Source organism: Peribacillus sp. Aquil_B1 (assembly GCF_022603275.1).
GTDB lineage: Bacteria > Bacillota > Bacilli > Bacillales > DSM-1321 > Peribacillus.
This window is the reverse complement of record NZ_JAKXEE010000003.1, coordinates 610390-635762: the sequence shown is the minus strand read 5'-3', so window position 1 is coordinate 635762 and position 25373 is coordinate 610390. Positions and strand designations below refer to the sequence as shown.

Here is a 25373-nt window from a genome sequence, read left to right as displayed (position 1 = left end):
AAAGGATATGCAATACGAAGCAGGTAGCTATGATGTCATTGTTATTGGTGCCGGTCATGCTGGCAGTGAGGCCGGTCTTGCAGCTGCAAGAGTCGGAGCTAAAACGCTGATGATCACCATTAACTTGGATATGGTCGCCTTTATGCCATGCAATCCCTCCGTTGGCGGGCCGGCAAAAGGGATAGTCGTTAGGGAAATTGACGCTTTAGGCGGTGAAATGGGAAGAAATATCGACAAGACCCATATTCAAATGAGGATGCTCAATACGGCTAAAGGTCCGGCTGTTCGTGCGCTGCGAGCGCAGGCAGATAAATTTCTCTATCAGCAAGAAATGAAAAAGACGATAGAAGACCAAGAAAATTTGACATTGATTCAAGGAATGGTAGAGGAATTAATTGTTGAAAACGACGTATGTACGGGTGTCATCACTAAAACAGGCGCGGTTTACCGTGCGAAAACCGTCGTAATCACGACAGGAACATATTTACGAGGTGAAATCATTTTAGGGGAACTGAAATATTCAAGCGGCCCAAATAACCAGCAGCCTTCCATCAGGCTTTCTGAACATTTGGAGCAGTTAGGGTTTGACTTGGTCCGTTTTAAAACAGGAACGCCGCCACGTGTGAATAGCTCTTCCATAGATTACAGCAAAACGGAAATTCAGCCTGGCGATGAAGTGCCACGAGCATTTTCTTATGAAACGACGAAGTTCATAACGGATCAATTGCCATGCTGGTTAACGTACACGAATGAGGGGACACATCAGCTCATTGATGATAATCTGCACCGTTCACCAATGTATTCAGGAATGATTAAAGGAACCGGCCCGCGTTATTGTCCATCGATAGAAGATAAAGTCGTTCGTTTTAATGATAAACCGCGGCATCAAATCTTCTTGGAACCTGAAGGCCGCAATACAAAGGAAGTTTATGTGCAAGGTTTATCAACCAGTCTGCCTGAAGATGTACAAGTGAAAATCCTGCAAACCATTCCAGGACTTGAAAAGGCGGAAATGATGCGTGCTGGATATGCAATTGAATATGATGCTATCGTTCCTACGCAGCTATGGCCTACACTTGAAACGAAGAAAATCAAAAATCTGTATACTGCTGGCCAAATTAACGGGACATCCGGCTACGAGGAAGCAGCAGGACAAGGATTGATGGCCGGTATTAATGCAGGATTGAATGCAATCGGTAAAGAAGAACTGATTTTAAGCCGTTCGGATGCCTATATTGGTGTTCTCATTGATGACCTTGTGACGAAAGGTACGAATGAACCATACCGTTTGCTGACTTCACGTGCAGAATACCGTTTATTATTGCGTCATGATAATGCCGATTTACGCTTAACGGAAATTGGATTCAATATCGGGATGATCAAAGAAGAACGCTACAATCGTTTCCTTATGAAAAAAGAAGCGGTTGAAATGGAAAAGGAACGACTGAAATCAAACTTCATCAAACCGACCAAAGAGGTTCAAGAAGTCATTACTGCAAGCGGCGGCAGTGAGTTGAAGGATGGAATCCGTGCCTCCGATTTATTGAAACGGCCTGAAATGGATTATTCCCACATTCAGAAGTTGGCGCCAAGTGATGTCGAACTGAGCGATGAAGTGACGGAACAGGTCGAAATCCAGATCAAGTATGAAGGATATATCGAAAAATCCTTGCAGCAAGTCGATCGCCTGAAAAAAATGGAGAATAAAAAAATTCCAGAGAATATCGATTATGATGCAATTTCTGGTCTTGCAACGGAAGCACGCCAAAAATTAAAGCAGGTCCACCCGCTATCAGTAGCTCAGGCTTCAAGAATTTCAGGTGTGAATCCCGCTGATGTTTCCATTTTGCTTGTATATTTGGAACAAGGTAAGATCGCCAGAGTATCTCAGTAAGGGAAATACCCGAAAAGGATTGAAGCAAACATGAATATTGAACAGTTCCAACAAGCACTGCTGGAGAAAGGGATCGAGCTTTCTCCTCAGCAGCTTGATCAGTTTGACACTTATTATCGATTATTGGTGGAATGGAACGAAAAGATGAACTTAACAGCCATCACTGATAAAGAAGAAGTTTATCTGAAGCATTTTTATGATTCAATCAGTGCAGCCTTCTATTTTGACTTTAATAAATCATATCGAATTTGCGATGTTGGGGCTGGAGCTGGATTTCCGAGTATTCCATTGAAAATTTGTTTCCCTGATATCCACGTCTCGATTGTGGATTCCTTGAATAAGCGAATTTCCTTTTTGAATCACCTTGCGGATTCCTTGCAATTAAAGGGAGTTTCCTTCTACCATGACCGGGCTGAAACCTTCGCCCAAAAACCGGAGCATCGCGAATCCTATGATATTGTCATGGCAAGGGCGGTAGCCAGGATGTCTGTTTTAAGTGAACTATGTTTGCCGCTTGTTAAACCGGATGGGACGTTCATTGCCATGAAAGCGGCTAGTGCACAAGATGAAATGGACAATGGGAAGAAGGCCATTTTTACGTTAGGCGGAGAAATCGAAGAAATTCATCCTTTCACATTGCCAGAGGAAAATAGTGAAAGAAATATCATTACTGTAAAAAAAGTGAAGAAGACTCCTAAAAAATACCCGAGAAAACCAGGGACACCAAATAAACAGCCTATTGAATAATCTTATCAAGAGGAGTATGTTTTCATAGTAAGCGCAGATGATTCAGATATATGGCTGGTACTAGCCCTTCTTTTCTTTTACTATAAATGTATGAACTTATTATTTTCACTCAATACTGCATTTTAGGTACATGTTAAAACGTGTGCCCTGTGCTGGCTGATTCAGGGAAATAGTCTAGGACATGCCGGCCGATATCCTTAATAACTGGCCTTCCATTCCTCATTATTGCCTTGATGGCGCCAGTCGACATGATTTTTACAGTGAAGGGCCATATGTATAACCATGTCGGGAAATGTATGCAGGACTTGTCCTTTAAATAGAGAATATGTTATTTGGGAGTTTTAAAAGGTGGTGTAGGAAGATGAAGCATCCTTTTTCGCGGTTCTTTGGGTTTGGCGAAAAGGAAGAAGAGCAACTAGAGATGGAGACACCTAGCAATAATAATGAAGAGATAAGAAAAATTTCCATTTCTGATATTGTGCCTAATCGATTTCAACCAAGGACCGTTTTTAATGACGATAAAATTGCTGAATTGGCTCAAACGATTCATACACATGGGATCATTCAACCAATTGTAGTAAGGGCTTATGGTCAGGGAAAATATGAAATCATTGCAGGTGAGCGTCGTTTCCGGGCCATGCAAAAGCTTGGCTGGGAATTGGCACCTGCTATAATCAAGGATTTCACCGATACAGAAACGGCTTCCGTCGCGCTGATAGAAAACCTTCAGCGTGAAGAACTGACACCGATTGAAGAAGCTTTGGCTTACGGAAAACTATTGGAGCTGCATAGTTTAACCCAAGAAGCTCTGGCACAAAGACTGGGAATAGGTCAATCTACCGTGGCGAATAAGCTTCGGCTGCTTAAGCTGCCACAGGAGGTTCAGGATGCACTTCTTCAAAAGCAAATTACGGAACGCCATGCCCGCTCGTTGATACCGTTAAAGAGTCCTGAAAAGCAGCTTAAACTGCTTGTGGAAATCATCGAAAAAGGGTTGAACGTCAAGCAGACCGAAGAGCAGGTCGTCAAGCTCCTCACGGGTACTGTGCAGAAGCCGAAACCTAAGCGAAAAGCGTTTAGTAAAGACATGAGGATTGCCGTGAATACCATACGCCAATCACTCAATATGGTTACAGACAATGGAATAAATTTGGATGCAGAGGAAGAAGAATTCGAGGAGTATTATCAGTTCACGATAAAAATACCCAAGAAAAAAACTTGATTCCCTATCCTTAGCCCGCTTGGTAGTCTTCGATTACCAAGCTTTTTTATTTTCTCTCCAAAACTGGCATTTTCCGCCTTGAAAGCATTCAACTTTCCCCGGATTTTTAATGCTTTTAGGTGTATTTGAAATTTTAAGAGGAATTTCAGAAAACGATTTCTTCCAGTAATATTCATGATAAAATAGAAAGAAATAAATGGATTTACGGTACAAATCAATAGATATAGCGTGATGAAGATAGTTGAAAGCAGGTGAATTCGTGGGGAAGATTCTCGCCATTGCCAATCAAAAGGGCGGTGTTGGAAAAACGACAACTTCTGTCAGTCTAAGTGCTTGTCTTGCATATATAGGACAGAAAGTCTTGATGGTCGATATTGACCCGCAGGGAAATGCGACAAGCGGTGCAGGTATTGACAAAGCAGATGTGGAACAATGTATTTATGATGTATTGGTTGATGATGTCGAGGCCAGTACCGTTATCATGGAAACAAAGGTAGAAAACCTATATGCCATACCTGCGACAATTCAACTTGCAGGTGCAGAAATTGAACTTGTTCCAACCATCTCGAGGGAAGTCCGATTAAAAAGGGCGTTAGAAGAGGTGCAAAGCCAATATGATTACATTGTGATTGACTGCCCACCATCGCTGGGTTTGCTTACGCTTAATGCCTTAACGGCCGCTGATGCCGTTTTGATTCCGGTACAATGTGAATATTATGCATTGGAAGGTTTGAGTCAACTATTGAATACGGTCCGCCTCGTCCAAAAGCATTTGAACCATGATTTGAAAATCGAGGGTGTGCTCTTGACGATGTTGGATGCAAGAACAAATCTAGGTCTCCAGGTCATAGAAGAAGTAAAAAAATACTTTCAGGATAAAGTCTATCAAACCATCATTCCCCGCAATGTCCGTTTGAGTGAAGCACCAAGCCATGGAGAACCGATAATTATATATGATCCAAAGTCACGTGGGGCGGAGGTCTATCTAGAACTGGCAAAGGAAGTGGTATCAAATGGCTAAAGGACTTGGCAAAGGACTTAACGCACTTTTCAACAGTGGGGAGATCAGTAAAGATGAAATCGTGCGCGAAATCAAAGTACGGGAATTAAGGCCAAATCCTTATCAGCCCCGAAAGAACTTTCGGCTTGAAGCTATAGAGGAATTAAAACAATCCATCATGGAACACGGGATATTACAGCCGATTATTGCCCGGGAAAGCATTAAGGGATATGAGATCGTGGCTGGGGAAAGGCGTTATCGTGCTGCAAAGGAAGCTGGTTTAAAGACAGTTCCGGTCGTTGTGAGGAAATTGAGCGAACAGCAGATGATGGAACTGGCGATTTTGGAAAACCTGCAACGGGAGGATTTGAATCCGATCGAGGAAGCTGTCGCTTACCAAACGCTTCTTGAAAAATTGGAATTTACCCAGGAGCAGTTGGCCAATCGGCTAGGTAAAAGCCGGCCCCATATAGCAAACCATGTTAGATTACTTTCTTTGCCTGAAGGGATTAGGAGATATATCTCCGACGGGGAAATTTCCATGGGGCATGGACGGGCATTGCTAGGTTTAAAGAAAAAAGAGTTGCTTAAGCCGGTAGCGGATAAAATCCTCAAAGAAGGTATGAATGTCAGACAGCTAGAGCAATATATACATCAATTGAATGATACCGTTTCACGTGAAACCAAACCTAAGAAACAAGAGAAAAAAGATATATTCATAAAGCAACGGGAGACAAGTCTGCGTGAAAGACTAGGAACGAGCGTAACGATAAAGCAAAGCAAGAAAAAAGGAAAAATAGAAATAGAATTCTTTTCAAAAGAAGATTTAGAGAGAATTTTGAACTTGATCGATCAAGAGAACCTTTCCTCATAGATCGCCTTTATGAAAAGATCATGACGACTTATGCAGAAAATTAGGTGGATGAGATGGTATTATTAGGGGCCTTGGTGAATGGTGCCTGCATTTTAATCGGTTCGATTTTAGGAAGGTTTTTACAACATATACCTGAAAAGATAAAAGAAACGGTCATGAGCGGCATCGGTTTGGCTGTCATGGTCTTAGGGTTGCAGATGGGGTTTAAAAGCGATAACTTCCTTGTTGTCATTTTAAGTATTGTCGGAGGGGCTGTACTTGGTGAATGGATGAATCTTGAGGCCAGGCTTAATTCTTTAGGCAATTGGCTTGAACGCAGGATGAAAGCGAAGGAAGGAACTTCGATATCTCAGGGGTTTGTAACGGCTACACTCATATTCGGCATTGGGGCGATGGCCATCATCGGTGCCCTGGATAGCGGCATCCGGAATGATCATGACGTTTTGATAACAAAAGCGATCATCGATGGATTTACGGCATTGGTCCTTGCCAGCACGCTCGGCATAGGTGTACTTTTTTCAGCATTTCCAGTCATTCTTTATGAGGGATTATTGGCGATTTTTGCAAAGCAGGTCAATACGATGATCCCAACTGCTTTAATGGATTCCTTCATATTGGAAATGACGGCAACTGGGGGAGTCATGATTTTGGCAATTGGTTTGAACATTATCGGTCTGACCAAAATAAGGGTGGCGAATCTGCTTCCAGGCATAATGGTCACCGCCATTCTGGTTACTTTCATGTATTATGTATAAAAAAGAAGGAAGGGGATGAACCCTTCCTTCTTTTTTATCATAAGCAAAAATCGTTCAAAGGGTTTTTTCTTGCTTGAATGACCATGTGAAAGGAGTGATGGTAGGTTTTATTGGATAATGATTTTGTGCTTCATGAATCCCCTCGGCAATGGTTTTGGCCATTTTTAGCACAAGGTTAAGGCGAGTGTTCTGCAAGACCATGAATTCCATGAATCCACTTACATTCACGATTCCTGTAATATGGGCATTTCCGACGGAAGGAAGATCTTTATTGACCCCAGCACCTGGCTTCACTGGTCCCTGCCCGATTTGAACGATTCCGACGCTTTTCATTTTCCCTAAGCAAGCATCGATTCCGACTATAAATGGATTGTCATGCAGCTTTTTGATTTCATTTAATTTTTCCTGTAAATTCATCGCATGTATAGGGTCATCCAGAGTACCATAAACATGGAATGAAGAAGAACTGTTTTCAGCTTTTTCAATAAGCAGAGTGCCGACAAGTGGTCCGAGTGAATCGCCTGTGGAACGGTCTGTGCCTATACAGACGATGACGATGGGTTGAAGCTTTCCGGTAGGTAGGAGGTTGATCAATTCCTGGGAAATTTGTTTGGATGCATCCGTATCTTCATGCAGGATGCGACTCAATCTATTTTTATTATTATTAAATAGACTAGAATTCAGATTCATCGGCTCAACTCCTTTACTTTATTTGGTATTACAGTATACGGATAAAAAGAGGAAAATATACGGTATTTAACATAATGGATGAGGGAATTTTTTGTAGAACATGCAAACAGTTGCAGGGGATATGAATCGTCGCTTATCCTCTATCAATTCCTTTCATTTATACTTTCTAGTAAATAATTACTTGAATTTTTGGGAAAAAACTTCTAATTGTTTTACCTATATACCCATAATTTTTTTGTACAGAAACCATTATTTATTGATAAAATAGAGAAAATCTCTCTATTTCATGGTTATCTCCATGGATGAAGGGTAGAGGAATACGTCTAAATGGGTAAAAAACATATGGAAGATATAATAGTTTTGCTGTATTTGCATTAGGCAGGAGGAAAATATGGATCGCATTTATGAGAACGTTACAAAAGAGATATTGGATGAAAAGATATGGCTGCTGATGGGCGAGGGCATCATTAAAATCTTCCTTGTTCTGCTCTTATCGCGTATTATTATTAGAATAGGAAAGACTATTCTGAATAAATTTTTCAAAGCACGTTTAAGGAGTCCCCTTCGGGTATCGGAGCGCAGGGAAGCGACACTCATTAAATTGCTCGAAAATATCATTACCTATGTCTTCAATTTCATTGCCTTGATAATGATTCTGGAAATATTCGGACTTGAAGTAATGCCATTACTCGCTGGTGCCGGTGTTCTCGGTTTGGCCATTGGTTTTGGTGCTCAAAGTTTGGTCAAGGATATAATTACCGGGTTTTTCGTTATTTTTGAAGATCATTTCTCGGTTGGGGATTATATTAAAATCAATACTTTTGAAGGGGAAGTCATTGAGATCGGGCTTCGTACAACGAAAATCAAAAGCGGTGCAGGTGAATTGCACTTCATACCTAACGGCAGCATCATCCAGGTCACGAATTATTCCATTTTAAATAGTATGGCTGTTGTTGATGTGACCATACCTAACGATGGATCGGTCGAGCGTGCCGAGAAGGTGCTGATTTATCTGTTAAACAGTATGGAAGGCAAATATGAGGCCTTGATCAAAACACCTGAATTTTTGGGAATTGAAAAAATCAGTCCTGAAGAAGTCGTCTTTCGGATAAAAGCGGAAACAAAGCCGATGCATCACATTGAAATCAGCAGGATATTAAGAAATGAAATAAGTGCTGCGCTTGATTCATCTGGTATTAAATCTACGTACAATGGCAGCGAGTCATAGGAATTGGGGGGGCTCATGGTAATGGAAGAAAAGGAATTTGCACTTAAGGATATTGTGGAAATGAAGAAACCGCATCCCTGTGGAGTGAATAAGTGGAGAATTATACGGATCGGTATGGATATCCGGATAAAATGTGAAGGGTGCGGTCATAGCGTGATGCTGCCCCGACGTGAATTCGCAAAGAAAATGAAAAAAGTTCTGCAAAAGCATGAGGAGTGATCATGCTTTTTTTTGGGGAGTGAAAGTAGTCCTGCGTTTCTCATGATTTACTTGTCTTTTTAGGAAGCGAAATCTATAATTGGGAAAGGTTTAGGTAATTGGATGGTCTTTATAGAAGATCAGTTCTTTTCCCATATGTACGAATCATCTTGAAGGAGTGAAATATAAATGGCTTTAACAGCTGGTATAGTCGGTTTGCCTAACGTAGGTAAATCCACTTTATTTAATGCAATTACTCAGGCAGGTGCGGAATCTGCCAACTATCCTTTCTGTACGATCGACCCGAATGTCGGGATCGTGGAAGTGCCAGATCACCGTCTGCAAAAATTGACTGAATTGGTAAAACCGAAAAAGACGGTTCCGACAGCATTTGAATTCACGGATATCGCCGGGATTGTAAAAGGAGCAAGTAAAGGAGAGGGATTGGGTAATAAATTCCTTTCCCATATCCGTCAAGTGGATGCCATTTGTCAAGTCGTCCGTTGCTTTGCAGACGATAACATTACCCATGTTTCCGGAAAAGTGAATCCAATCGATGATATTGAAGTCATCAACCTTGAATTGATCCTTGCCGATTTGGAATCAGTTGTCAAACGCATCGACCGTGTCGGAAAAATGGCCAAGCAAAAAGATAAAGCGGCTGTGGCAGAACATGAAATCCTTGTGGCTTTAAAAGAAGCGTTGGAAGATGAAAAGCCTGCACGTTCCGTTGAGTTTACTGAAGAGCAGCAAAAAATCGTGAAGGGCATGCATTTACTTACAGCGAAGCCGACGCTTTACGTAGCGAACGTGAGCGAAGATGAAGTGGCGAATGCCGACGATAATGAATATGTACAGCAAGTTCGTGAATATGCTGCGAAGGAAAATGCCGAAGTAATCGTGATTTGTGCCAAAATCGAAGAAGAAATTGCAGAGCTTGAGGGTGAAGAAAAAGAAATGTTCCTTTCTGAACTTGGCATTGAGGAGTCAGGTCTTGATCAGTTGATCCGTGCTTCTTATAATCTGCTTGGATTGGCAACATATTTTACAGCTGGTGTACAGGAAGTGCGTGCTTGGACATTCCGCAAAGGAATGAAGGCCCCTCAATGTGCAGGCGTCATTCACACGGACTTCGAGCGTGGTTTCATCCGTGCCGAAACGGTTTCTTATACCGATTTACTTGAAGCGGGCAGTCATGGTGCCGCAAAAGAAGCAGGTAAAGTCCGTTTGGAAGGAAAAGAATACATCGTTAACGATGGCGATGTTATCCATTTCCGTTTTAACGTTTAAGTTTCCAAGACCCTACCGTTCCATATGTAGGGTCTTTTTTGAGACTTGAATCATCAGATTACAATTAATTGTAATAAGTCGAACCGTTCGTTGCAAAGCCTCTTTAACTATGCTATAATTTTATCTTGTGAGTAATTATAAATAATTGCTCCTTGCCCAATTGGGCCGCTTAGACCAAAAGGAGGTGACAGTGATGAGAAAATACGAAATTATGTATATCATCCGTCCAAACATTGAGGAAGAAGCTAAAAAAGCTTTAGTTGAACGTTTCAACACAATCCTTTCTGATAATGGTGCGGAAGTAGAAGCAAAAGAATGGGGTAAACGCCGTCTTGCATACGAAATCAATGATTTCCGTGATGGTTACTACATGCTTCTTAAAGTTAACGCTGAAAGTGCTGCGATTCAAGAATTCGATCGTCTTGCTAAAATCAGTGAAGACATTATTCGCCACATGGCTACTAGAGAAGAAGTTTAATTCAATATTTAATATAAATTCTAATCTTGTTTCACATGAAACAAGCTTGAAACCTAGGGGTTGATTCTGATGATGAATCGCGTAGTTTTGGTAGGACGCTTAACTAAAGATCCTGAATTACGATATACACCTAATGGAGTTCCCGTAGCTACCTTTACTTTGGCTGTGAACCGTAGTTTTACGAATCAGCAAGGTGAACGTGAAGCGGATTTCATTAACTGTGTAGTTTGGCGTAAACCGGCAGAAAATGTAGCTAACTTCTTGAAAAAGGGCAGTTTAGCTGGCGTGGATGGACGTGTCCAAACACGTAATTATGAAGGACAAGACGGCAAACGCGTATATGTGACGGAGATTCTGGCTGAGAGCGTTCAATTCCTTGAACCACGAAGCAGTTCAGCGGGTGAAAGAAATGAAGGCGGTTCTTACGGTGGAGGTCAAAGAAGTTATGGCAATAACGGAAATGACAACAATTCGTATGGACAAAATCCTAATCAGAATCAACGGAGCAACAACAACTACACTCGTGTAGATGATGATCCATTTGCAAATGACGGTAAAACAATCGACATTTCAGATGATGATCTTCCGTTTTAAACAGCCGTTTAAAATGAAAATTCAAAAAAGCAGGGAGGGAAATATATTATGGCAATGGGTGGACGTAAAGGACGCGGTAAGCGTAAAAAGGTTTGTTATTTCACATCTAACGGAATCACTAAAATTGATTACAAAGATACAGATCTTCTTAAAAAATTCGTCTCAGAACGCGGTAAAATTTTACCACGTCGTGTAACTGGCACAAGCGCTAAATATCAACGTAAATTAACGATTGCTATTAAACGCTCACGTACTATGGCATTACTACCATACGTATCTGGTGAATAATAAATTGGCACATTGAGGAGTTATCCTTAATGTGCCTTTTTTATAAGTTATCACTTATGCCTGAAAACTGCTGAATTGCGGTTTTTTTTTATTTCAGAAGGAAGTTACACGGGCGTTTTCCTCAGAAAAAATAATCATATCCTAAAAAAGAATGTGATGTTTGAAATATCCTGGCCGTAACGGATACAATATAAAGATGGAGATAAGACATCAATAATAACAGGGGGTGAAATAGAGATGAATAGCGGGAGACGAATTGCCGAGGGCGGAGCACTTCTGGCACTATATTGCATTTTATTGTTCATCACCATTCAAATCCCACCATTGGGTATTTTCACTACTTTCTTTTTACCCATTCCATTCATACTCGTCACAATCAAACAAAAGGTATCATGGAGTCTTGGTTACTTATTTGTAGCCTCGTTATTGTCGATCCTCATCGGGACGATATTGTCTGTTCCGCTGACCTTGCTCATGGGGGCAACAGGAATTGCGATCGGCTATTTTTTGAAAAAGGACAAACCGATGGCACCTATGTTCATAAGCGCAGTCCTTGTCTTTCTGGGGGGCATTTTATTAATGTATGCAGCTTCAGTTTTGATAATGGATGTTAATTACATAGAAGAATCGATGAACATTCTTGAGGGGTCCATAGAAAATTCAATCGGCATCATGGATTCTTTTGGACAGGCACCGACGGAACAAGTCGAAAAGCGGATATACGAATCAATTGATATGATGAACACACTGATGCCAAGTTTGTTCGTTTTGATGTCCGTCATCATGGTATTATTGATTTTCCTTGCGGCGCACCCCATTGTGAAGAGATTCAGTGATAAGGCGTTAAAATGGCCCCATTTTCGAGATCTGCGACTCCCGAAAAGCCTTTTATGGTATTATTTAATTACGATGCTTCTTGCTCTTTTTGTGAATACGGACAAGAACAGTTTTGTATATATGGCCATAACGAACCTATTTTTCATACTGCAGTTCTTCATATTATTACAAGGATATTCCCTGATATTCTATATTGCCCATGTTAAGTCATGGGTTAAGGCGATACCTGTTTTAATCGTGGTTTTTTCTTTGCTTATCCCGATTCCGATTATTACGACGGCCGTCCGATTTTTAGGTATAATAGATTTAGGCTTTCCATTTAGGGAGACAATCAAGAAAAAGGAATAGAAGACTTTTTTGTAAAACAGATGCTTTTAGGAGCTGAAACTATGCCATCTTATTTGAAAGAATACTCGATTAAGTCCCCATTGTATGGGGTGCTCGCCGCGGTCGTTTTACTTTTGGGCGTCTTGGCTTATTATAATTGGGTTATTGCACTTGTTGGATTATTGATTCTTGCTGGTTTATTTTATTTAACATTAAGAATGGTAGAAAAAAAGCAACGGAAGACAGAAGAGTATATAACGACTTTATCTTACCGTTTAAAGAAGGTAGGCGAAGAGGCGTTATTGGAAATGCCGATTGGGATCATGCTCTTTAATGAGGATTATTACATTGAATGGACCAATCCATTCCTGGCTTCTTGTTTTAGTGAAGACTCCTTGGCAGGAAGATCGCTATACGATGTTGCGGACTCGATAGTACCGTTAATCAAGCAAGAAATCGAGACAGAGACACTTACGCTCCACGATCGGAAATTCAAGGTGGTCCATAAGCGTGATGAAAGGCTTCTTTATTTTTTTGATGTGACGGAGCAAGTGGAAATCGAGAAATTATATGAAGATGAGCGAACGGCAATTGCGATCATTCTTCTTGATAACTATGATGATTTGACCCAGGGAATGGATGATCAGCGTAAAAGCAGCATTAATAGCTTGGTTACCTCACTTCTGGATAAATGGGCAAGGGATAATGGCGTTTTCTTTAAACGTGTTTCTTCGGAACGATTCATCGCTGTCTTTAATGAGCATATCCTTCAGCAGCTTGAAAAGGGAAAATTCTCGATTTTGGATGAAATCAGGGAAACGACGGCAAAGCAAAATGTACCATTGACCTTGAGCATCGGCGTCGGCTCGGCAGTGTCATCCTTGCCGGAACTAGGTACTCTTGCACAGTCCAGCTTGGATCTCGCTTTAGGACGTGGCGGTGACCAGGTAGCCATAAAGCAAGCGAATGGAAAAGTGAAATTCTATGGCGGCAAAACCAATCCGATGGAAAAACGCACGAGGGTCCGTGCCCGTGTTATTTCGCATGCATTAAAGGATATAGTACTTGATAGCGATAAAGTCATTGTCATGGGCCATAAAAACCCGGATATGGACGCAATCGGTTCAGCGATCGGCATTTTGAAGGTTGCCCAAATGAATGAGCGTGAAGGCTATATTGTCATCAACACCCAGCAGCTCGATAGCAGCGTCCTTCGTTTAATGGAAGAGATCAAAAATAAAGAAGAGCTGTATGCCCGGTTCATAACACCTGATGATGCATTTGAAATGATTACGGATGAGACCTTGCTGGTTGTGGTTGATACGCATAAACCTTCAATGGTAATTGAAGAGCGGTTATTGAATAGGATCGATAAGGTTGTGGTCATCGATCATCATCGCCGGGGTGAGGAGTTCATCAAAAACTCATTGCTCGTCTATATGGAGCCATATGCATCTTCAACCGCAGAACTTGTGACCGAACTGCTTGAATATCAGCCGAAACGCTCGAAGATTGACATGCTGGAGTCGACGGCGCTTCTTGCGGGTATCATCGTCGATACGAAAAGCTTCACTCTGAGAACGGGTTCACGCACTTTCGATGCGGCCTCTTATCTTAGGGCGCATGGAGCTGATACGGTGCTTGTCCAAAAATTCTTAAAAGAAGACGTGGACACATACATCAAACGTTCGAAGCTCATTGAAGAAGTCATCTTTTATAAAAAGGGTATTGCCATTGCCTCTGCAAAAACCGATCAGGTTCATAATCAGGTGCTCATTGCTCAGGCTGCGGACACCCTATTGACCATGGATGGCGTTGTCGCTTCCTTTGTAATGGCTAAGCGATCCGATGATACAGTTGGCATAAGTGCGCGCTCTCTCGGTGATATCAATGTACAGGTGATCATGGAAATGTTGAATGGAGGCGGACATCTAACAAATGCAGCCACTCAGCAGGTATGCTCCATTGATGAAGCCGAAAGTCGATTGAAAGCAGCTATTGATGAATATTTAGAAGGGGGACATAAAGAATGAAAGTAATATTTCTAAAAGACGTAAAAGGTAAAGGGAAAAAAGGGGAAGTTAAAAATGTTGCAGATGGTTATGCACATAATTTCCTGCTTAAACAAGGATTGGCGGTTGAAGCAAATAATTCAAATGTAAAAACTTTGGAAGCCCAGAAAAATAAAGAAGAATCACTTGCAGCAGAAGAGCTGCAGCAAGCTGAAGAATTAAAGGTGCAGCTGGAGAAGTTAACGGTTGAACTATCTGCCAAAGCCGGTGAGGGCGGGCGTTTATTCGGTTCAATCACGACTAAACAAATTGCCTCGGAGCTTCAGAAAAAACACGGTATCAAGATTGATAAACGTAAAATGGAGCTTGCCGACGGGATCCGTTCTTTAGGGCATACAAAGCTTCCAGTCAAGCTTCATCCTGAGGTCACTGCGACACTGACTGTGCATGTGAAAGAAATTAACTAATTTTAGCTGTTTCATATCTGTGAAAAATTGATAAAATAGAGATAGACGAAAAATGTGATTGGGCATGTTGTCCTTTCACTTTTTTCTTTTTTGCTAGAAACATATAAAAGGTATCCTCTTAGAATGGGAGGTTTTAAGATATGATAGAACAATTTCAGGATAGGATTCCCCCTCAAAATATAGAAGCAGAACAAGCTGTACTGGGAGCCATTTTTCTAGAGCCCTCTTCATTGACCGTTACATCGGAAGTTTTGATTCCAGAGGATTTTTACAGAAGCTCTCATCAAAAGATCTTTAATGTGATGCTTAAATTGAATGACGAAGGAAAAGCTGTCGATTTGATCACGGTGACGGAGGAACTGGCTGCGACAAAAAACCTTGAAGAAGTTGGCGGAGTTTCTTATTTAAGTGAATTGGCCGGATCGGTGCCGACAGCGGCCAATATTGAATATTATGCCCGCATCGTCGAGGAGAAGTCATTGCTGCGCCGTTTGATCAGGACAGCGACCAACATCGCTCAAGAAGGCTACAGTCGCGAGGACGAGGTCGAGGAGCTGCTCGGGGAAGCAGAAAAAACGATCATGGAAGTGGCCCAGCGTAAAAATTCCGGGTCCTTTCAAAATATTAAGGATGTATTGGTTGCGACGTACGATAATATAGAAGTTTTGACTACCCGTAAAGGGGATGTCACGGGAATACCGACAGGGTTTGCTGAACTGGATCGAATGACAGCAGGGTTCCAACGTAATGACCTCATTATAGTGGGTGCCCGTCCTTCGGTTGGTAAAACCGCTTTTGCATTGAATATCGCTCAAAACGTTGCGACCAAAACGGAGGAGAATGTAGCGATTTTCAGTCTTGAAATGGGTGCAGAGCAGCTCGTTATGCGTATGCTCTGTGCCGAAGGGAATATCAATGCCCAGAATTTACGGACAGGTTCTTTAACAGATGAGGATTGGCGTAAACTGACGATGGCGATGGGAAGCTTGTCGAATGCCGGCATTTATATCGATGATACGCCAGGTGTGAGGATTGGTGAAATCCGTTCAAAATGCCGTCGTTTGAAGCAGGAACATGGCCTTGGCATGATATTGATCGATTACCTGCAGTTAATTCAAGGCGATGGTCGTTCAGGCGACAACCGTCAGCAAGAGGTATCCGAGATTTCACGTTCACTCAAAGCGCTCGCCCGTGAACTTAAAGTCCCTGTCATCGCCCTTTCCCAGCTATCGCGGGGAGTGGAGCAGCGTCAAGATAAGCGCCCGATGATGTCTGATATCCGGGAATCCGGGAGTATCGAGCAAGATGCTGATATCGTCGCATTCTTATACCGTGATGATTATTATGATAAAGAATCCGAGAACAAAAATATCATTGAAATCATTATAGCGAAACAGCGTAATGGTCCAGTAGGCACGGTTTCGCTTGCATTCGTGAAAGAATATAATAAATTCGTTAACCTTGAACGCCGCTTCGATGATGATTCGATGTCTCCCGGCGCATAGAAAACTGCCTGCCATTCATGCAATGGCGGGCTTTCTCTGTTTCGGGAAAAAGAAAGGCCGTTATGATAATAGAAAAATAAATCAAAGGGTACAATAATGTTTGACAATCAAAAAACCGGAAAGATATTTCGCATATTTACGAACAAATAATTTATTAAAAAGTATATTGTTCGGATTTTGTATTGACTTCCAGTTTGGATTATTGATAAAATAGGTTTGTTTGATAAGAACCGGTTAATGATCGGTATTACGTGAACCTTTGGAGGTGCTTTATTCAGATGTCATCAGTTGTAGTAGTCGGTACACAATGGGGAGACGAAGGTAAAGGTAAAATAACAGATTTTCTATCCCAGAATGCGGAAGCCATCGCTCGTTATCAAGGTGGGAATAATGCAGGGCATACAATAAAATTTAACGGCGTTACCTATAAACTGCATTTAATTCCGTCAGGGATTTTTTATAGTGATAAGATTTGTGTCATTGGAAATGGTATGGTGGTTGATCCAAAAGCTCTTGTAGAGGAGCTTGCTTATTTACATAGCCATGGGGTGAGTACGGATAATCTTCGTATCTCGAACCGTGCACATGTCATTCTTCCTTACCATATCAAATTGGATGAAGTCGAAGAAGACCGTAAAGGCGCCAACAAAATTGGAACGACTAAAAAGGGAATCGGTCCTGCATATATGGACAAAGCTGCTCGTAACGGAATCCGCATGGCAGACCTTTTGGACCGTGAAATTTTCGAGGAAAAATTGTCTCAAAATCTTGTCGAAAAAAACCGTATGTTTGAACGTTTCTATGAAACGGAAGGTTTCAAAATCGAAGATATCTTGGAAGAATACTATGAGTACGGACAACAAGTGCAGAAATATGTTTGTGATACATCCGTTGTATTGAATGACGCACTTGATGAAGGAAAACGGGTATTATTCGAAGGGGCACAAGGTGTTATGCTTGATATCGATCAAGGAACATACCCATTCGTCACTTCATCTAACCCGGTTGCAGGGGGCGTTACGATCGGTTCTGGTGTAGGCCCTACGAAAATCAACCATGTGGTTGGAGTATGTAAAGCATATACAAGCCGTGTGGGCGATGGTCCTTTCCCTACAGAATTACATGATGAAGTCGGCAACCAAATCCGGGAAATTGGCCGTGAATATGGTACAACTACAGGCAGACCTCGCCGTGTAGGCTGGTTTGACGCTGTTGTCGTTCGCCATGCTCGCCGTGTCAGCGGGATTACCGATTTGTCATTGAACTCGATTGACGTATTATCAGGTCTTGATACGGTCAAAATTTGTGTGGCTTATGACTACAAAGGCGAGATCATTCATGAGGTTCCAGCGACTTTGAAAGCGATTGGCGAATGTAAACCAGTCTATGAAGAGCTTCCAGGCTGGTCAGAAGACATCACAGGCTGCAAATCATTGGACGAGCTTCCAGAGAATGCTCGCCACTATGTAGAGCGCGTATCTCAATTGGTTGGCATTCCTTTGACCACTTTCTCTGTCGGTCCTGACCGTAACCAAACTAATGTCGTGAGAAGCCCTTGGCGTCTAGCGTAATTCATGAAAAAGGAGCTGGCTTTTTTTGCCGGCTCTTCTTTCGTTATTAAGATGCATCATCTGTCACGTTCGGGAGGCCCGGGATACCGAATGAATGGATTAAACTGTAGGGAAAATGAAAAGATAAGAAAAAAATAATTTTATTTCAAAAAACTATTGCCAAAACTATACTAACCATGATATTATCAAAAGCGTCGTCACAATAGAACAAGCCATTAACAAACTGCAGATGGTAAGTTCACATCATGCAAAGAAACATTTCATTAGTACGAGCCATTAGCTCAGTTGGTAGAGCATCTGACTTTTAATCAGAGGGTCGAAGGTTCGAATCCTTCATGGCTCACCATTTTTTCCGGCCCATTGGTCAAGCGGTTAAGACACCGCCCTTTCACGGCGGTAACACGGGTTCGAATCCCGTATGGGTCACTTCTTTACATAAATGCTTTACTGGTCCCGTGGTGTAGCGGTTAACATGCCTGCCTGTCACGCAGGAGATCGCGGGTTCGATTCCCGTCGGGACCGCCATTTTATTTTTATTCTAAAATAGAATATTTGGCTCAGTAGCTCAGTCGGTAGAGCAAAGGACTGAAAATCCTTGTGTCGGCGGTTCGATTCCGTCCTGAGCCATCCTTTTATAAACGCCCTTTCCTTTAGGGCGTTTTTTTGTTTTTCCTTCAAATGTATTTTGAATGAAATCTTGTTAATAGATTGTTAACGATTTGTAACATACCAATTTAGACCAATATGACATATAACTTGCTTTTAACCTTACTGGGCTTAGGTCCACCCCCTTTTCCGCAGTTTATCGAGCCTTCCCCAGAACCAATTTTATTGGTACATGTTGTCACCATTTATACAGTTCTATTACATTATGAAGTCTGTTTCTTGTTTTTTTTCTTAATATGGTAGAGTTATGAGTGATAAAAATCATTATAGCAATCAGTCATGAGCATGTGGATATTTAAATTGGACTAATAAAACTCAAAATAAATTTGATTAGTTTCTTAATTGGTGACTGAGCCGTTAAGGAGGACAATATATGTTTAGCTCAAAAGGTAAGGGGATCATCCTGTTGATGGTTTCCATCATTTTAGTGCTTGCAGGAAATCGGGCAACTGCTGCTGGGCTATCGGAAACTGCAACCATACAGCATGTTTATCTTAACGATGAGTTCGTCGGAAGTGTCACGGATGAAACGGAAATCGAAAAGATCGTAGCCGATAAAGTAGAAGAAGCACAGGAAGATTATCCTGACTTTACATTCGATAAGGAGAAACAGCTGACTTTTGTACCTGAAGAGGTATTCGATGAAGAAGTAAAAGACGATCAGGCTGTTAAGGGAATTCAAGATCAGTTGAATGTGAAAGCAGAGGCGTATGAAATCGACATAGATAATCAGGCGGTCGCTTATGTTGCGTCAAAGGAAGATGCCGAGGACGTTCTGGAGAAAATCACTTTATTATATGTGAATGAAGAGGAATACGCAGGATACGAATCAGGTAAAAAAGAAAGTGAAAAAGAGACGGATCCGTTAAAAGAGCCAGGAAGTAGAATTCTGGACATCGAATTTTCACTTCCAGTCACGTCTATAAAGACAATGGTATATCCAGACGAAGTCAAGAGCGTCGATGATACCCTTTCCATGATAGAAGAAGGAAAGGAAGAAACGACGATCTATGAGGCTAAGGAAGATGAAGATCTTGAAGCCATTGCCACTAGGCATGATATGGACCTGGATCAACTGCTGGAGCTGAATCCGGGACAGGATGAGAACAAAGGGGTTAAAGAGGGCGAGCGTCTCTATGTGACCCAGCGTACCCCCTATGTGAACGTTATGGTAGAAAGAGAAGTATTTAAGGAAGAGAGAATTCCTTTTCAAAAGAAAGTGAAGAAGGATGACGAACTCCTTAAGGGCGAGATCATTACTGATCAAATAGGGAATGAGGGGACTCTTGCGTTCACCTATAATGTATCTGAAACAAATGGAAAGAAAATCAGTGAAACGATCGTAAAAAAAGAAGTCACGGAAAAAGCCAAAACAGAAATCACCAGAAAAGGCACCAAGGTCATTCCTTCACAGGGAAGCGGTACATATTCATGGCCTGCAGATGGGGGCTATATTTCCAGTAAGCAGGGCCAGCGCTGGGGGAAACTTCATAAAGGTATTGATATTGCCCGGCCAACCACCAGGACCATAACGGCAGCAGATCATGGGATAATCGAAACTGCCGGAAACTCCGGAGGATATGGAAATAAGATTACGATCAATCATAATAACGGGTATAAGACAGTGTATGCCCATTTGGATTCAATAGATGTACAAGCAGGACAAAAGATTGAAAAAGGCATGAAAATCGGCATGATGGGTTCAACAGGGCACTCGACTGGTGTCCACCTCCATTTTGAAATATATAAAAATGGGTCTCTCGTTAATCCGCTAAACTATATAAGTCAGTAACCGGTGGAAGTCTTCGAAAAATATTCGAAGACTTCTTCTGCTTCATACATAGATGAGAATAATAGGAAAAAGGTGATTTAATGCCTATAAAATGATAAAGTAGAATAGAGACAATTTGCTTTCATTCCGGTGTTCAGCGCCTTTTATTGGGTATATATATGTAAGTTTGCTGAACTAGGTTGCGAAGATTGGTGCAAGCAGAAGGAAAAGTGAATAAGGTCCCGGATAAGGACACGGTTTTTAATAGATTCAGTTCAGTTATTAAAAAGGAGATAAGTACATGGATAAAAAGATTCTGGTAGTGGATGACGAAAAGCCAATTGCTGATATATTACAATTCAATCTAAAAAAAGAAGGCTATGAAGTTTTTTGTGCCTATGATGGCAATGAAGCCCTCAAAATGGTAGAAGAACGGCAACCTGATTTGATTTTACTGGATATCATGCTGCCGCAGCGCGATGGGATGGAAGTCTGCCGGGAAGTAAGGAAAAAGTATGAAACGCCGATCATCATGTTGACGGCAAAAGATTCAGAGATAGATAAGGTCTTAGGATTGGAGCTTGGTGCAGACGACTATGTGACAAAGCCATTTAGTACCCGGGAAATAATTGCCCGCGTTAAAGCGAACTTAAGACGTCAGCAAGCTGTTCCGGTTCCTGATCAAGAAAATGAACCGAAGGAAATTACGATAGGAACGCTCACAATCCATCCGGATGCTTATGTGGTGTCCAAGCGGGGCGATACGATTGAATTGACGCATCGCGAATTTGAGTTGCTTCATTACTTAGCGAAGCACATCGGTCAGGTCATGACAAGGGAGCACTTATTGCAAACTGTGTGGGGCTATGATTATTTCGGGGATGTACGGACGGTCGATGTAACGGTCAGACGTCTTCGTGAGAAGATTGAAGACAATCCTAGCCATCCTGGCTGGATTGTAACTAGAAGAGGGGTCGGTTATTACCTGCGTAACCCTGAACAGGAGTAGTTTCTATGAAAAAGGTTGGTTTTTTTCGCTCAATCCATTTTAAATTTGTTCTGATTTATGTTTTGCTCATTTTCGTAGCGATGCAAATAATCGGGGTATATTTTGTTGGGGAATTGGAAGAAAATCTTGTTGGGAACTTTACGAAATCAATAAAAGGCCACGTTAACCTGCTTACCTACAGCATTGGTGAAGAGATGGAAAAAGAGAGGGGAGAGGAAGATCCAACCCTCGAAGAAGCGATTGATACGATATTGAGAGACCGGGATAATTCATCGAATGATATTTCGGAAGTACGTGTCATCGACACCCGCAGCAGACGCGTGATCGGAACTTCAGCCCAAGGTAACCAGGATATTGTAGGGAAGAAGACAACAGAGGTCCTTATTAAGAATACGCTCATTTATGGAAAAGAAGATAGTGATATATATCGGGATAAGAAAACAGGCAGGCGGCTCTGGGTCCTTTCGACACCCGTTGAAGCAAATGGGGAGGTCATTGGCGCCGTCTATGTAATAGCTGAGATGGAAAATGTCTTTGAGCAGATGGATGAAATCAATAGCATCTTCATGACGGGTACGGCCATCGCCTTGGTCATTACGGCCATCTTGGGGATCCTGCTCGCACGAACGATCACTAGACCCATGTCTGATATGAGAAAACAGGCACTGGTGATGGCAAAGGGGAATTTCTCCAGAAAAGTCAGGGTATATGGCGATGATGAAATTGGCCAGCTTGCCGTCACTTTCAATAATTTGACCAAAAAGCTCCAAGAATCGCAATCAAGTACAGAAGGAGAGCGACGTAAGCTATCATCTGTCCTTGCCAATATGACGGATGGCGTAATTTCAACGGACAGGCGCGGGCGGGTGAACTTGATTAATGAACCTGCGGCACAATTATTGAATGTCTCGCGTGAAACCGTCATGAATCAACCGATCATTGAGGTTTTGGGTCTTGAAGAAGAATATAAATTTGATGATTTACTGGAAGAGCGAGAGTCCGTAATCCTTGATTACAGCAAAAAAAATCGGCCTTTCATTTTGAGGGGGAACTTTTCGGTCATTCAAAAGGAAACGGGATTCGTTAATGGTTTGATTACTGTTTTGCATGATATAACAGAGCAGGAAAAAATCGAGAGTGAACGCAGGGAATTTGTTGCCAATGTATCACATGAACTGCGAACTCCGCTAACGACGATGAGAAGTTACCTGGAGGCATTGGCTGAAGGTGCATGGAAGGACGAGGAAATCGCTCCATCCTTTTTAAGTGTGACCCAAAATGAAACGGAGCGAATGATCAGGCTTGTTAATGATCTGTTACAGCTTTCGAAAATGGACAGTAAAGATTACAGGCTTAAAACAGGCTGGGTGAATTTCAATAAATTCTATGACCATATCATCGATCGTTTTGAAATGACGAAAAATGATGACATCACGTTTAAGCGTGATTTGCCGAAGGAAGCTTATTTTGTAGATATTGATGAAGATAAAATTACCCAGGTTCTCTATAATGTAATCTCCAACTCATTAAAGTACTCACCTGAAGGGGGTCAAGTGACTTTCCGCGTCAGGGCATCTGATGGCTTTATTATTGTGAGCATTACAGATCAAGGAGTGGGTATCCCGAAAAACGTCATTGATAAAATATTCGACCGCTTCTACCGTGTGGATAAAGCAAGGGCCCGTAACTTAGGCGGGACAGGGCTTGGTTTAGCGATTGCAAAAGAGATGGTCGTGGCGCATGGCGGGAAAATATGGGCGGAAAGTGTGGATGGAAAAGGAACTACCGTGTTCTTTACACTTCCTTACGAACAGGAAGAAGAGGATGATTGGTCATGAATTTTGAACGTGCAAAAAGTATCATACTGATTATTTTGGTTGGGACAAGCATTTTTTTGACATGGAGCATTTGGACTTACGAGCCTGAATATGATCCATTTGAACAATCGTCGGAATTTATAAAGATTAAAAGCGATGTCCAGATCGTCAGTGATGTCATTAAACCAGTCAGTATCCTTTTCCATGGCAATGGGCAGCATTTCCAGACTTCCAATCCGGCAGAAATGAATGAAATGGAAAAAGAATTTTCGCAATGGCGTTTCAGAGGCTTAAAAGAGGTATCCGTAAAAAGGCTGCAAAGGAAATTTGATGATTTTGTCCATGAAGATGGGTCTATTGAAATTGAATTTTCCGATGATATACCCATCACTCTTTATAAAACGGTATTGAATATAACGGATAAGGAAGTGCCTGAATTTTCATTTGATCGAATCATCATTAAACAAAAGGATATCAGCGGTAATGAATCTGCCGTTTACTTTGTTTCCTACGATAAAGAGAGGATTTATCAAGGTATGGTGGACTCTAAAAAACTAAGGAATTTCATGGATTCATTTTATAGGGATTCCTACGATAAGCACCCTGAATACACGGCCGAAACGATAAACGGCAAAAGGACGCTGTTCGTCCCGGAAAACCCGGTGGAGATCAACAGACTTGAATATTATATTGACTATTTGGATATTGGAAACTTGAAAAATGCGTTATTTAATTATCCGAAGTTCGTACGCCAGGAACCCGTTTCGGTCGGTGAGGAATACACGGATGGAACAAGACTAATGACGGTCAATAAAGAGAATTACTTAATTTCTTATATCAATCCGGCACAAAAGAGCAAGGTATTCGACAGTTCCAGTGACCTTCTGCAAAAAAGCATCGATTTCATCAATGATCATGCTGGCTGGGAAGATAACAATTACCGCTTTGCCTATATGTCGGAGAATGAACAACGAGTGGTATTCCGCTTATTCGTGAATGGTTATCCGGCCTTCAATGATTACGGAATGACCGAAATCGAGCAAATTTGGGGGAAAGAAGAAATTTATAGCTATGACCGCCCGTACTTTTCACTTGACTCAGTCCTCCCGTCAGAAGGAGCGGCAGTGACCTTAGCAAGCGGAAAAGAAGTATTGAAACAGCTGAAATCGAAAGATAATATCGATTTCAAAAGCGTGGAGGACATCTCGATTGGTTATAGATTGAATAAATCCCTCGATTCCAAACTTGTGACTCTAGTTACACTCGATCCCACTTGGTATTATCGTGTAGGCGATAAATGGTTTATTGTGCCTTTTGAAGAAGGAGGCGATCAAAGTGGATTGGAATAATACAAAGTCGATATTCATCATGGTGTTCTTTATTTTGAATATTTTTCTTCTTTATCAATTCCTGGAAAAGATTAATGACTCCCAATTGGAAAGCTTTACGGAGCCTCTTACGGATGAACTTTTAAAAGAAGATGAGATTTCAATAGAAACCCCACTTCCGAAACAAAAGTTGAAGGATCAATTCCTGATTGCCCAAAGCAAGACCTTCGAGAAGAAAGATATACAGCACCTAAAGAATCAGAAAGCAAAAATCATCGATGATAAGAAGCTTGTGGGTACATTTAAAGTACCGGTTGGCATGAAAGCGGAAATTAATGCTGCAGACCTTGATATATTCCTAAAGGAGTATATATTAAATGGAAGTGAGTATCATTTTTGGAGCTATGATGAAATAAGCCAGACCATCACCTGCTATCAAGTGGCAGATAAAAAGATGTTTTATAATAATAGTAAGGGGAAGGTCACTTTATATCTGAACAAGAAGGGTGAAATCGTCTCCTATGAACAGATGTATTTAGAGGGGATCGAAAAATTCAACAAACCTAAAGAATTGGTATCTGCTTTAACTGCTATTGGAGCATTGTATGATAATGGTGATATTGATCCCAAAAGCAAAGTCACGAATGTAAAATTGGGTTTTTACAATTCGCTGCAGACGACATCTGTGTCACATTTACTTGTGCCGACATGGTGGGTGGTCATTGATGGCGAAACGGATCTCTTCGTGAACGCTTTTGATGGAGAGGTCATTGAATTGAATACAGAAGAAAAAATACTGGAGTGA

At 41.6% G+C, this 25373-nt stretch carries 23 protein-coding genes and 4 tRNA genes; 26 read left to right on the top strand and 1 reads right to left on the bottom strand.

What is annotated here, in order from left to right:
* Window positions 1-7 precede the first annotated feature (7 nt).
* The 6 genes from mnmG (at window position 8) to MPH60_RS21205 (ending at window position 6492) form a co-directional block, all read left to right on the top strand.
* The gene (gene mnmG / locus MPH60_RS21230; RefSeq protein WP_241589434.1) at window positions 8-1894 is read left to right on the top strand and encodes a tRNA uridine-5-carboxymethylaminomethyl(34) synthesis enzyme MnmG; all 1887 of its coding nucleotides are present in this window, start codon (window positions 8-10) and stop codon (window positions 1892-1894) included.
* A gap of 30 nt (window positions 1895-1924) precedes the next feature.
* Window positions 1925-2641, top strand: a complete 717-nt coding sequence (gene rsmG / locus MPH60_RS21225) for a 16S rRNA (guanine(527)-N(7))-methyltransferase RsmG (protein ID WP_241589435.1) — start codon at window positions 1925-1927, stop codon at window positions 2639-2641.
* Between the two features lie 361 nt (window positions 2642-3002).
* Window positions 3003-3863, top strand: coding sequence for a nucleoid occlusion protein (gene noc, locus MPH60_RS21220; RefSeq protein ID WP_101223976.1), 861 nt, complete (start codon window positions 3003-3005; stop codon window positions 3861-3863).
* A gap of 259 nt (window positions 3864-4122) precedes the next feature.
* Entirely contained in the window at window positions 4123-4884 is a 762-nt protein-coding gene (locus tag MPH60_RS21215; RefSeq protein WP_034316249.1) for a ParA family protein, read from the top strand.
* Entirely contained in the window at window positions 4877-5737 is an 861-nt protein-coding gene (locus tag MPH60_RS21210; protein ID WP_241589436.1) for a ParB/RepB/Spo0J family partition protein, read from the top strand. The genes MPH60_RS21215 and MPH60_RS21210 overlap by 8 nt, the downstream gene beginning before the upstream one ends.
* 53 nt (window positions 5738-5790) lie before the next feature.
* Window positions 5791-6492: a DUF554 domain-containing protein gene (locus tag MPH60_RS21205; protein ID WP_241589437.1), complete on the top strand. Its 702-nt coding sequence runs from the start codon at window positions 5791-5793 to the stop codon at window positions 6490-6492.
* A 54-nt stretch (window positions 6493-6546) separates the two neighbouring features.
* Here MPH60_RS21205 and yyaC read toward each other — a convergent pair whose 3' ends face one another.
* Window positions 6547-7182: a spore protease YyaC gene (gene yyaC / locus MPH60_RS21200; protein ID WP_241589438.1), complete on the bottom strand. Its 636-nt coding sequence runs from the start codon at window positions 7180-7182 to the stop codon at window positions 6547-6549.
* Window positions 7183-7573: 391 nt separating this feature from the next.
* Between yyaC and MPH60_RS21195 the strand changes: the two genes are divergently transcribed.
* From MPH60_RS21195 to MPH60_RS21100, 20 genes are all read left to right on the top strand, one after another.
* The gene (locus MPH60_RS21195; RefSeq protein WP_241589439.1) at window positions 7574-8410 is read left to right on the top strand and encodes a mechanosensitive ion channel family protein; all 837 of its coding nucleotides are present in this window, start codon (window positions 7574-7576) and stop codon (window positions 8408-8410) included.
* Window positions 8411-8431: 21 nt separating this feature from the next.
* Window positions 8432-8629: a DUF951 domain-containing protein gene (locus tag MPH60_RS21190; RefSeq protein WP_076368501.1), complete on the top strand. Its 198-nt coding sequence runs from the start codon at window positions 8432-8434 to the stop codon at window positions 8627-8629.
* A 168-nt stretch (window positions 8630-8797) separates the two neighbouring features.
* The gene (ychF, locus tag MPH60_RS21185; RefSeq protein WP_034316156.1) at window positions 8798-9898 is read left to right on the top strand and encodes a redox-regulated ATPase YchF; all 1101 of its coding nucleotides are present in this window, start codon (window positions 8798-8800) and stop codon (window positions 9896-9898) included.
* A 193-nt stretch (window positions 9899-10091) separates the two neighbouring features.
* The gene (gene rpsF / locus MPH60_RS21180; RefSeq protein WP_034316153.1) at window positions 10092-10376 is read left to right on the top strand and encodes a 30S ribosomal protein S6; all 285 of its coding nucleotides are present in this window, start codon (window positions 10092-10094) and stop codon (window positions 10374-10376) included.
* A gap of 69 nt (window positions 10377-10445) precedes the next feature.
* Window positions 10446-10970 carry a single-stranded DNA-binding protein gene (ssb, locus tag MPH60_RS21175; protein ID WP_057278276.1) on the top strand — a complete coding sequence of 175 codons (525 nt, stop codon included), beginning with the start codon at window positions 10446-10448 and terminating at the stop codon, window positions 10968-10970.
* 48 nt (window positions 10971-11018) lie between these two features.
* Window positions 11019-11258: a 30S ribosomal protein S18 gene (rpsR, locus tag MPH60_RS21170; RefSeq protein ID WP_053348323.1), complete on the top strand. Its 240-nt coding sequence runs from the start codon at window positions 11019-11021 to the stop codon at window positions 11256-11258.
* A 237-nt stretch (window positions 11259-11495) separates the two neighbouring features.
* A complete protein-coding gene (locus MPH60_RS21165) occupies window positions 11496-12443 on the top strand; it encodes a YybS family protein (protein WP_241589440.1) in 948 nt (315 codons plus the stop codon).
* Window positions 12444-12484: 41 nt separating this feature from the next.
* Complete coding sequence (locus tag MPH60_RS21160; protein ID WP_241589441.1) at window positions 12485-14455, top strand: DHH family phosphoesterase; 1971 nt, start codon at window positions 12485-12487, stop codon at window positions 14453-14455.
* The gene (gene rplI, locus MPH60_RS21155) at window positions 14452-14901 is read left to right on the top strand and encodes a 50S ribosomal protein L9 (protein ID WP_101223970.1); all 450 of its coding nucleotides are present in this window, start codon (window positions 14452-14454) and stop codon (window positions 14899-14901) included. The genes MPH60_RS21160 and rplI overlap by 4 nt, the downstream gene beginning before the upstream one ends.
* Window positions 14902-15041: 140 nt before the next feature.
* Window positions 15042-16406 carry a replicative DNA helicase gene (gene dnaB / locus MPH60_RS21150; RefSeq protein WP_063234298.1) on the top strand — a complete coding sequence of 455 codons (1365 nt, stop codon included), beginning with the start codon at window positions 15042-15044 and terminating at the stop codon, window positions 16404-16406.
* A 278-nt stretch (window positions 16407-16684) separates the two neighbouring features.
* Complete coding sequence (locus MPH60_RS21145; RefSeq protein WP_076368493.1) at window positions 16685-17977, top strand: adenylosuccinate synthase; 1293 nt, start codon at window positions 16685-16687, stop codon at window positions 17975-17977.
* Between the two features lie 270 nt (window positions 17978-18247).
* A tRNA-Lys gene (locus MPH60_RS21140) sits at window positions 18248-18323 on the top strand.
* 8 nt (window positions 18324-18331) lie between these two features.
* Window positions 18332-18403, top strand: a tRNA-Glu gene (locus MPH60_RS21135).
* 23 nt (window positions 18404-18426) lie between these two features.
* Window positions 18427-18502: transfer RNA gene (locus MPH60_RS21130), tRNA-Asp, on the top strand.
* Window positions 18503-18531: 29 nt separating this feature from the next.
* Window positions 18532-18604: transfer RNA gene (locus MPH60_RS21125), tRNA-Phe, on the top strand.
* Between the two features lie 412 nt (window positions 18605-19016).
* On the top strand, window positions 19017-20435 hold the full coding sequence (locus tag MPH60_RS21120; protein WP_241589442.1) for a peptidoglycan DD-metalloendopeptidase family protein: 1419 nt from the start codon (window positions 19017-19019) through the stop codon (window positions 20433-20435).
* A 280-nt stretch (window positions 20436-20715) separates the two neighbouring features.
* Window positions 20716-21423, top strand: a complete 708-nt coding sequence (yycF, locus tag MPH60_RS21115; protein WP_034316131.1) for a response regulator YycF — start codon at window positions 20716-20718, stop codon at window positions 21421-21423.
* Window positions 21424-21428: 5 nt separating this feature from the next.
* Window positions 21429-23261 (top strand): cell wall metabolism sensor histidine kinase WalK, encoded by a 1833-nt coding sequence (walK, locus tag MPH60_RS21110; RefSeq protein WP_241589443.1) that lies wholly within the window; start codon window positions 21429-21431, stop codon window positions 23259-23261.
* Window positions 23258-24589 carry a YycH family regulatory protein gene (locus tag MPH60_RS21105; protein WP_241589444.1) on the top strand — a complete coding sequence of 444 codons (1332 nt, stop codon included), beginning with the start codon at window positions 23258-23260 and terminating at the stop codon, window positions 24587-24589. The genes walK and MPH60_RS21105 overlap by 4 nt, the downstream gene beginning before the upstream one ends.
* The gene (locus tag MPH60_RS21100; RefSeq protein ID WP_241589445.1) at window positions 24576-25373 is read left to right on the top strand and encodes a two-component system regulatory protein YycI; all 798 of its coding nucleotides are present in this window, start codon (window positions 24576-24578) and stop codon (window positions 25371-25373) included. Before MPH60_RS21105 ends, MPH60_RS21100 begins: the two co-directional genes overlap by 14 nt.

Coding starts and splice junctions, on each gene's coding strand:
- mnmG (WP_241589434.1), top strand. CDS start 8: ATGCAATACGAAGCAGGTAGCTATGATGTCATTGTTATTGGTGCCGGT.
- rsmG (WP_241589435.1), top strand. CDS start 1,925: ATGAATATTGAACAGTTCCAACAAGCACTGCTGGAGAAAGGGATCGAG.
- noc (WP_101223976.1), top strand. CDS start 3,003: ATGAAGCATCCTTTTTCGCGGTTCTTTGGGTTTGGCGAAAAGGAAGAA.
- MPH60_RS21210 (WP_241589436.1), top strand. CDS start 4,877: ATGGCTAAAGGACTTGGCAAAGGACTTAACGCACTTTTCAACAGTGGG.
- MPH60_RS21205 (WP_241589437.1), top strand. CDS start 5,791: ATGGTATTATTAGGGGCCTTGGTGAATGGTGCCTGCATTTTAATCGGT.
- yyaC (WP_241589438.1), bottom strand. CDS start 7,182: ATGAATCTGAATTCTAGTCTATTTAATAATAATAAAAATAGATTGAGT.
- MPH60_RS21195 (WP_241589439.1), top strand. CDS start 7,574: ATGGATCGCATTTATGAGAACGTTACAAAAGAGATATTGGATGAAAAG.
- MPH60_RS21190 (WP_076368501.1), top strand. CDS start 8,432: ATGGAAGAAAAGGAATTTGCACTTAAGGATATTGTGGAAATGAAGAAA.
- ychF (WP_034316156.1), top strand. CDS start 8,798: ATGGCTTTAACAGCTGGTATAGTCGGTTTGCCTAACGTAGGTAAATCC.
- rpsF (WP_034316153.1), top strand. CDS start 10,092: ATGAGAAAATACGAAATTATGTATATCATCCGTCCAAACATTGAGGAA.
- ssb (WP_057278276.1), top strand. CDS start 10,446: ATGATGAATCGCGTAGTTTTGGTAGGACGCTTAACTAAAGATCCTGAA.
- rpsR (WP_053348323.1), top strand. CDS start 11,019: ATGGCAATGGGTGGACGTAAAGGACGCGGTAAGCGTAAAAAGGTTTGT.
- MPH60_RS21165 (WP_241589440.1), top strand. CDS start 11,496: ATGAATAGCGGGAGACGAATTGCCGAGGGCGGAGCACTTCTGGCACTA.
- MPH60_RS21160 (WP_241589441.1), top strand. CDS start 12,485: ATGCCATCTTATTTGAAAGAATACTCGATTAAGTCCCCATTGTATGGG.
- rplI (WP_101223970.1), top strand. CDS start 14,452: ATGAAAGTAATATTTCTAAAAGACGTAAAAGGTAAAGGGAAAAAAGGG.
- dnaB (WP_063234298.1), top strand. CDS start 15,042: ATGATAGAACAATTTCAGGATAGGATTCCCCCTCAAAATATAGAAGCA.
- MPH60_RS21145 (WP_076368493.1), top strand. CDS start 16,685: ATGTCATCAGTTGTAGTAGTCGGTACACAATGGGGAGACGAAGGTAAA.
- MPH60_RS21120 (WP_241589442.1), top strand. CDS start 19,017: ATGTTTAGCTCAAAAGGTAAGGGGATCATCCTGTTGATGGTTTCCATC.
- yycF (WP_034316131.1), top strand. CDS start 20,716: ATGGATAAAAAGATTCTGGTAGTGGATGACGAAAAGCCAATTGCTGAT.
- walK (WP_241589443.1), top strand. CDS start 21,429: ATGAAAAAGGTTGGTTTTTTTCGCTCAATCCATTTTAAATTTGTTCTG.
- MPH60_RS21105 (WP_241589444.1), top strand. CDS start 23,258: ATGAATTTTGAACGTGCAAAAAGTATCATACTGATTATTTTGGTTGGG.